We start from the raw sequence: 4,881 nt of genomic DNA, 5'->3' as shown, positions 1-4,881 counted from the left end.
GCCAAGCACGAAAGGAGGCCACAACCCACCTGACAGAAGCCGAAAACCCCGAACTTCCAGCCACAACCCGGGTCAAATCCTCATGGCAATCCCGGGTCAGCTCTCAGTGGCAATCAACACCTCGCCCTGGATCCGCGCCGCCATGCCTTCCTTGACGAAAGCCAGGTCGGCGGGGGGCACCGCCATCTCGACCCAGACGCTGGACAGGTCGGCCAGGGTGTAGACCTCCGCCTCGGCCGAAACGGCGTCGCCGAGCATCTTGGGGCGGGAAGTGACCCGCCCGGCGATCGGCGCCCGCACCTCCTGGCGCCGCAGCGTCTCGATCGGCTGGCGCGGCAGGGCCTCGACCTCCGCCTGGCTCAGGCCGATGGCGGCCAGCTTCTGGCGGGTGAGGTCGAGGCGGATCTGCGCCTCCTGCCAGTCGGTCCGCGCCTTCAGGAAGTCCTGCTCGGCGGAGACCTTGCGCTGCCACAGCCGCTGCTCGCGCTCGAAGGTGACGCGGGCGAGCTCGGTGGTGCGCAGCGCGGCGAGGTAGTCGCCCTTCGCGGTGGCGATCTCCGCGCTCTCGACCACGGCCAGCACCTCACCGGCTTCCACCATGTCCCCGAGGCGTTTGTTCAGGGCTGTCACGATGCCCGCGACCCGGGCCGGGACATGGGCCAGCTTGTCAGCGTTGGCCGCGACCGTGCCGGGCAGGGAGACACGGCGCGCCACGGTGCCGGGCCCTGCCTCGGCCACCTCGATCCGGGCGGCCGTAACCTGATCCTCGGTCATGCGGACGGCGCCCTCGGGGGCCTCGTCGCCGTGTTCCTCGCCCGGTCCGTGGGCGTGACCGTGGCCGTGGCCGCCGCCCCCGGGCTCGGCGGCGCGAGCCGGGGGGGCGGTGTCGACCGCCGGGGCGAGGCCGAGCGTGGAGCGCAGGGTGGCGGGCACGTCGGGCACCAGCGCCGCGGCGCCGAGGGCGACGACGGCGCCCGCCAGAAACACGATGATGGACCTCATGGTCACTGCCTCCCTGCGGGGGTGGCGGTCGGTATGGGGGTGGCTGCGCGGCCGCGCAGCCGGGCGATGTCGGCGCGCACCTGCTGCACCTCGAGCCGGGCGGCGTTGAGCTGCTCGCGGGCGTCGGACAGGGCGCGCTGGGCGTCGAGAACCTCGAGCAGCGAGAACTTGCCCGCGGCGTAACCCTCCCGTGCCGCGGCCGCGACTTCCGTAGCGGCGGGCAGGACGACACGGCGGAGCAAGTCGGCGGCGTGCCAGGCCTGGTCCAGGCGCCGCTCGGCGTCGGCCAGCGCCGCGTCGAGGAACAGCCGCCCGCGCTCCGCCTCGGCCTCGGCCCGGCTCAGTTCGGCCCCGGCGCGGAGGATGTTGCCCTGGTTCCGGTCGAAGACCGGCAGCGGCACGCTGAGGCCGAGCACGAAGGCGGTGTCGTCGCCCGCCTCCCGGAAGCGCCGGACCCCGGCGCCGACCGCGACATCCGGGATGGCGTTGCGGCGTTGCAGGTCGAGCTCGGCGCGGCGCTGGTCGATGAGGGCGTCCAGCCGCGTGCGGTCGAGTTGCCCTGGCGGCAGGGACGCCGCCCTGGCGGGATCGGGGCGCGGGCCGAGGTCGTCGAACCAGGCCGCCCGGGCAGGCATGACCTCGACCCCCGGTGTCGCCAGCAGCACCGAGAGGGCGCGCAGCGCGACCGCCGCCTCCCGCTCCGCGCGTTCGGCGAAGACCGCGGCGGTCTCCCGCGCCACCTCGGCACGGCGCTGCTGGGGGAAGGCCTCGCGCCCGGCCTCGACCCGGGCGCGGGTGGCGCGCAGCACCTCGTCCGCCAGCCGCACCCGCTCGCGGGCGATCTCCACTGCCCGTCCGGCCGCCACCGCATCGGCCAGGGCCCGCACGACCTCGCGCACCAGGTCCAGGCGGACCGCCTCGACATCCAGCCCGGTCAGCGCCACGGCCCGGTTCGCCGCCTCGATGCGCGCCTGCCGCTTGCCGCCGGTCTCGATGCGCTGGCTCAGGCTGTAGGTGGTCTCGAGGGAGCGGAGGCCGCCGTAGGAGCCGCTGCCGCCGATGTTCTCCGCGTTGAGGGTGAAGTCCGGGTTGGGCCGCAGCCCGGCCGTCACCCGGTCGCCCTGCGCCGCCCGGCGGCCCGCCTCGGCGCTGCGCAGGATGGGCGCGCGCGCCAGGGCGAGGTCGACGGCCTGCTCGGGAGAGGCAATGACGAATGCAAAGACCGTGCTCGACGGGGGTGATGCTACCGGGGTGGGAGCCGCCTGCGCGACGCGGCGCCGTGCCGGAGGGTCGGCCGCGTCGGACGGCGTGGTGGTCGTGACGAGGACAGCCGCGCCCAGCAGGGCGAGCGGGAATCGGGGACGGAATCGAGGAGGCATGGCACCCGGGACTGACGGAACGCGAGGCGAGCCGCTGTTCCCGGTCTGCCCGGGACACGGCGGCTCAGGCGGCTCTGGTTCGGTCAGGCCCTGGGTGGGCGCGCGGGGGGCTCAGCCTCAAGCGAGGCGTGGGCGTGGTCCGTGAAGGCGGGGCGACCCACGGTAATGACGACGGTGGGTCCGACGGGCAGCGGCGGCGTCAGGCGGTCCGCCACTTGGCAGGCGCAGTGGCTGCCCGCGTGGACGATGCCATGCGGCCGCGAGGGCGCGTCCGGGCCGCCGTCCTGGTCCATGGCGACAGAAACCGCCACCGTCATGGGGGCCGCGCCACCAGAAGCGGCCTCGGCGAAGGGCGGCACCAGCAGGGACGCGAGCAGGAAGGCGACGGTGAGCAGGCGGGCGATGACCGCCCACCCCCTCGTCAGCCGCGTCCTGCCCGTGTCCAAGATCATGGTCGGTCCGCCTCAGCGCACCGGGTCGATGTTGAAGCGGCCGGTCCCGAGTTCGCCACCGGGGCCGCGCAGGGTCACCGTCGCCCGGAACTTGCCGTCCACCTGAAAATCGACCGGCGCCGCCAGGCGGTTCCCACCCGCGGGCCGGAACTCCAGGGTGCGGCGCTCGTTGCCGCGGGCCAGGACGATGGCAGTCGCGCCGAAGGCGGCGGCGTCCACGGGCTGCTCCTTCTCGTCGACGATGGACAGGGTCGCCTGGCCGCCGCGGACCACCAGCTCCACCTCGTGGCGGCCGATCTTGACCTCGTTCCCGCTGTGCACGTGCCCATGGCCCGCACCCTGAGCCCAGGCCAGGGCAGGCACCAGGATGGCGGCGGCCGCCAAGCCAGTCATGGTCGTTCGCCGCACGGTGCCTCTCCTCCCGATCAAACCCCGCCTCGCCGTGAACGCGTCAGGAAACCAAGGTCCGACATGGGACGAGGTATAGAACCTACAGCGACTGGAGATTCAAGCCTGAGCTTGGCGATTGATGCATCATTTCGTGACGGCGCCCGAGGGCGCCGCGTGGGCGGCCGACAGGCAGTGCCCGTGGTCGTGGTCGGCAAGGGTCTCGAGGACGCGGCACTCGGCGGCGATGCCGTCGCGGCACCCGGTCTCCACCAGACGCGCCAGTTCGTCCCGCAGGTCGGCCAGCCGCCGGAGCTTCGCCTCCACCTCGGCGAGCTGGGAGACGGCCAGGGCGTGGGCGTCGCCGCATGGGCGCTCGGGATGGGCGGCCAGATCCAGCAGCTTCCGGATGGCCTCGAGGCCGAAGCCGAACTCCCGCGCGTGCCGGATGAAGGCCAGCCGCTCCCGGTGAGCGCGGCCGTAGAGCCGGTGGCCGCCCTCGGTTCTGGCGGGGCTCGGCAGCAGGCCGACCTCCTCATACCAGCGCACGGTCTGGACCTTGCAGCCCGTCTCGCGGGCGAGTTGGCCGATGGGGATCAAGGCCCCTTCCCGGATGGCGGCTTGGCGGTCGGTCGGCGTGTCCATGCAATTGAAGGTGGGTCCGGAGGGATTGCGCGGCAAACCCGCTGTTGCGTCAACCGTTCCCCCGCTGGACGCGACGCTGCCCGGGAAGGGCCACGCCATGGAGTCGCATCGGAAGACCGATCCCCATCCGGACCGCCAGTCGGCTTGTCCGGTTGAGGACGCATGAGCGGGGATGGCGATGGGTGCCGGGCATAGTCACGGGGCGGGCGCGAACGAGCAGGCGCTGACCTGGGCGCTGGCGCTGACGGGCGGCTTCATGTTGGCGGAGGTCGTCGGCTCCTTCGTCACCGGCAGCCTCGCCCTGCTCTCCGACGCCGCGCACATGTTCACCGACACCGCGGCCCTCGCGGTCTCGCTCGTCGCCATCCGGGTCGCCCGCCGCCCCGCGGACCGCAGGCGGACCTGGGGGTATTACCGCTTCGAGATCCTGGCGGCCGCCTTCAACGCCTCCCTGCTGTTCCTGGTCGCGCTCTACATCCTCTGGGAGGCGTGGCAGCGCTTCCGCGCCCCAGCGGAAGTGCAGAGCCTCGGCATGCTGGCGATCGCCGCTGTTGGTTTGGTGGTGAACTGGGTGTCCATGCGCCTCCTCGCGGGCGGCAGCGAGCACAGCCTGAACGTCAAGGGCGCCTACCTCGAGGTCTGGAGCGACCTGCTCGGCTCGGTCGCGGTCATCCTGGGCGCGAGCGTCATCTGGTTGACGGGCTGGGCCTGGGTGGACCCGGTGCTCGGCGTCGGCATCGCCCTTTGGGTGCTGCCGCGCACCTGGACGCTGCTGCGCGAGGCGACCAACGTCCTGCTCGAGGGCGTGCCCGCCGGGATCGACCTCGACGCGGTCGAGCAGGCCATGCTGGACGCCCCAGGCGTGGGCGGGGTGCACGACCTGCACGTCTGGGAGCTTGTCCGGCGTCAGCGCCCATGAGACAGCCGGGGGTGATTGAGGGGCGGAGGATTTCGGGCTCATCGTAACTGTCAAGGAGTGAAGATGAGCCCGAAATCCTCCGCTCCGACCAGCAAGG

The 4,881-nt window shown here is 72.9% G+C and carries 6 protein-coding genes; 1 reads left to right on the top strand and 5 read right to left on the bottom strand.

Annotated features, from left to right (window positions below):
* Positions 1 to 96 precede the first annotated feature (96 nt).
* The 5 genes from LHA35_RS27830 to LHA35_RS27810 form a co-directional block, all read right to left on the bottom strand.
* Positions 97 to 1,002: an efflux RND transporter periplasmic adaptor subunit gene (locus LHA35_RS27830; RefSeq protein WP_226614518.1), complete on the bottom strand. Its 906-nt coding sequence runs from the start codon at positions 1,000 to 1,002 to the stop codon at positions 97 to 99.
* 2 nt (positions 1,003 to 1,004) lie between these two features.
* Positions 1,005 to 2,381 carry a TolC family protein gene (locus LHA35_RS27825; protein WP_226614516.1) on the bottom strand — a complete coding sequence of 459 codons (1,377 nt, stop codon included), beginning with the start codon at positions 2,379 to 2,381 and terminating at the stop codon, positions 1,005 to 1,007.
* A gap of 83 nt (positions 2,382 to 2,464) precedes the next feature.
* Positions 2,465 to 2,833: a hypothetical protein gene (locus LHA35_RS27820; protein ID WP_226614515.1), complete on the bottom strand. Its 369-nt coding sequence runs from the start codon at positions 2,831 to 2,833 to the stop codon at positions 2,465 to 2,467.
* Between the two features lie 12 nt (positions 2,834 to 2,845).
* On the bottom strand, positions 2,846 to 3,226 hold the full coding sequence (locus LHA35_RS27815; protein WP_226614512.1) for a hypothetical protein: 381 nt from the start codon (positions 3,224 to 3,226) through the stop codon (positions 2,846 to 2,848).
* A gap of 141 nt (positions 3,227 to 3,367) precedes the next feature.
* A complete protein-coding gene (locus tag LHA35_RS27810; RefSeq protein ID WP_264185847.1) occupies positions 3,368 to 3,865 on the bottom strand; it encodes a MerR family transcriptional regulator in 498 nt (165 codons plus the stop codon).
* 172 nt (positions 3,866 to 4,037) lie between these two features.
* On the opposite strand from LHA35_RS27810, the gene LHA35_RS27805 reads away from it, so the two are divergent.
* Complete coding sequence (locus tag LHA35_RS27805) at positions 4,038 to 4,784, top strand: cation diffusion facilitator family transporter (RefSeq protein WP_274708232.1); 747 nt, start codon at positions 4,038 to 4,040, stop codon at positions 4,782 to 4,784.
* Positions 4,785 to 4,881 lie beyond the last annotated feature (97 nt).

The organism is Roseicella aerolata (genome assembly GCF_020523605.1).
Classification (GTDB): domain Bacteria; phylum Pseudomonadota; class Alphaproteobacteria; order Acetobacterales; family Acetobacteraceae; genus Paracraurococcus; species Paracraurococcus aerolatus.
This window is presented reverse-complemented; position numbering and strand designations above follow the sequence as displayed.

Excerpts from the sequence above, each read along its gene's own strand:
- LHA35_RS27830 (WP_226614518.1), bottom strand. The coding sequence starts at position 1,002 with ATGAGGTCCATCATCGTGTTTCTGGCGGGCGCCGTCGTCGCCCTCGGC.
- LHA35_RS27825 (WP_226614516.1), bottom strand. The coding sequence starts at position 2,381 with ATGCCTCCTCGATTCCGTCCCCGATTCCCGCTCGCCCTGCTGGGCGCG.
- LHA35_RS27820 (WP_226614515.1), bottom strand. The coding sequence starts at position 2,833 with ATGATCTTGGACACGGGCAGGACGCGGCTGACGAGGGGGTGGGCGGTC.
- LHA35_RS27815 (WP_226614512.1), bottom strand. The coding sequence starts at position 3,226 with ATGACTGGCTTGGCGGCCGCCGCCATCCTGGTGCCTGCCCTGGCCTGG.
- LHA35_RS27810 (WP_264185847.1), bottom strand. The coding sequence starts at position 3,865 with ATGGACACGCCGACCGACCGCCAAGCCGCCATCCGGGAAGGGGCCTTG.
- LHA35_RS27805 (WP_274708232.1), top strand. The coding sequence starts at position 4,038 with ATGGCGATGGGTGCCGGGCATAGTCACGGGGCGGGCGCGAACGAGCAG.